This window comes from Mycolicibacter senuensis (genome assembly GCF_003284925.1).
In the GTDB taxonomy this organism is placed as follows: domain Bacteria; phylum Actinomycetota; class Actinomycetes; order Mycobacteriales; family Mycobacteriaceae; genus Mycobacterium; species Mycobacterium algericum_A.
Genome location: NZ_QMEX01000266.1, coordinates 1 through 2,265 on the forward strand (window position 1 = coordinate 1; position 2,265 = coordinate 2,265).

The window sequence follows — 2,265 nt, forward strand, 5'->3', positions numbered from 1 at the left end:
GCCCCACAGCCAGCCGCCGGCCCCGCCATCCCCGCCGGCGGCCCCGGCCCCGCCGGTCCCGCCGTCACCGCCGTCGCCGAAGATCCCGGCGGCACCGCCGCTGCCGCCTGCCACACCGTCGGTGGTGCTGTTCCAGCCGGCGCCGCCGTCGCCGAACAGCCAGCCGCCGTCGCCGCCGTCGGGGTTGTCCTCGGTGCCGTCGATCCCGTTGCCGATGACCGTCGAGCCGAACAGTGTGTTGATGACGCCGTTGACCTGGGCGCCCAGGTCGCTGTCGATCCAGGTCTGGGTGGCGTCATGCAGCACGGCGTAGAAGTCGAAGCCCACCGCCGGTCCCGGTTCGGCCAGTGCGGCCAGCGCGGCATCCCAGTGCTCCGCTGACAGGAAGGACTCCCATGCGGTCGCGTCGAATACTGCCTCGCCGTCGAATGCGCCCGCAGTGGTCACGAACGGGTCGAACAGCACGTCCATCATGTCGCCGAGGTCGGCCTGCGCCGGCGCGGCCGGGACGGTCAAGGCCAGCAACGCGGCGACCCCGACAACCTTGCTGCCCACAGATTTGCTGCGGCGACGAGCCATCTCGACAGACCCTTCTCGTGGACATGCGCGGATGCTGAGTTGTGACTGAGAAGGTAAACGAGTTACTTACGCGGCGCAAGCTCGCCTCGGCGCACCGCGGCATTCACTTGTTTTGCAGGCATTTCCGCCTGATCGGCGGCGACGCGCGGTGGCCCGTCAGGGCTTCGCCGTCACCGTCACCGTCACGCTGGTCGCGCCGGAAGCTGAGCTGATGGTCAGTACCGGGGCGTCGTCGGCCGAGGTGACGGTTCCGCCGGTCACGTTAACGGTGTAGCCGTTCGGGTACTGGCTGGGTGGCACGGAGATGGTGGTCTGCGAGCCGGCGTCGAAGCTGCCGGTGCCGTCGGCGCGGTCGGTGGAGTACGCGAACGACAGGACGCCGTTGGTGAACGACAGCGAGGTCGGGGTGCCGGAGATCTCTTGCGGGTAGGGCTGGGCCAGCACGTCGAGTTTGTCCCAGTTGACGTTGTCGCCGACCGGGGGCTGGCTCGGGTCGTACACCAGCGCCTGATCGATCGGGGAGGTACTGGTGATGTCGTTGCCGGTGTAGGCCCATTCGGTCCAGCCGAACAGGTACCGGTTGGCCGCCTGCAGGCTCGCGCCGATGGTCGGAAGATTGTTGGTGGCACCGAACTCGCTGAGGAACGCCGGGATGTTGTGCTCCTGCGCGTAGTCCATCGCGTTTGCGAACACGACGTCGGCGTTCCAGTCGCAGCCGAAGCTGAGGTCGGCGAACAGCGCATTGACCATGCAGTAGTGGTGGAACGAGAAGGCGGTGTTCGGGTCGTCCACCGTGCCCAGGTGCGTCGGTACCGGCAGGCTGGCCTCGAGGGTCGTCGGGCCGAAGAACACCGTCTTGTTCGGGTCCACGGATCGGATGGCCTCGGTTAGCTGGTTGTAGAACGGGGTCAGCTGCTGGGTATCGAAATAGGGGTTGCCCAACAGGCTTCCGAGCCAGTGCGAGCCGGCCCACGGCTCGTTGATGATCTCGTAGCCGGCGACGTTCTCATTGCCCTTGAAGTAGTCGGCGACGGCCTGCCACATCACCGCGTAATGGTTCTGCAGACCGATCCCGTCGGCAGGGGTGTTGGCCCAGAACGCATCCCAGGCGTGGTTCTGCGCTGGACTGACGAAGTAGCTGAAGGGGAAGCCCACATCGAAGTTGGGCAGTCCGCCGGTGAAGGTGGCCCAGTCCGGGGCACCGTCGCCGCCGAAGGCGCCACCGTAGAGGTCCTGGTGCATGTCGAGGATCGCCACGATGTTGTGGTTGGCCAGGATCTGCACGGTGTGCTCGATCGAGGCCAGATAGTCGTAGTCGATGACACCGGGCTCGGGTTGCACCCCGGCCCAGATGACACCGAGGCGCACCACGTTGAAACCGTTGGCGGCCAGGAACGCGGCGTCATCGTCGTCGAACCCGCCCGCGGACGGCTCATACGGCGGGATCTTGTAGACCTGGTTCAGTCCGCGCAGCATGACGACCTGGCCGTCGGTGTTGGTGAGCCAGCCGTTGGAGACCTCCACCGGCGGCGCGACGGTTCCGCTGATGCCGCCCGGCAGGGCGCCGAACCGGCCGACCGCCCCGTGGTCGCCGGCCCACAGGCCGGCGGTGCCGCCGACGCCGCCGAGGGCGGGCAGCCCTGCGGCGGTGGGGCCGTTGCCGGCGTCGCCGCCGTCGCCGCCTTC

2 protein-coding genes are annotated in these 2,265 nt (G+C 68.0%); both read right to left on the minus strand.

The genetic code is table 11. The annotated features are described in order from the left end of the window. The coding region (locus DQP56_RS23915) for a PGRS repeat-containing protein (RefSeq protein ID WP_353617233.1) at positions 1-555 on the minus strand (555 nt) is incomplete at its 3' end. 180 nt (positions 556-735) lie between these two features. Continuing rightward, on the minus strand, positions 736-2,265 hold a 1,530-nt coding region (locus DQP56_RS23920), incomplete at its 5' end, for a cellulase family glycosylhydrolase (protein ID WP_112689552.1).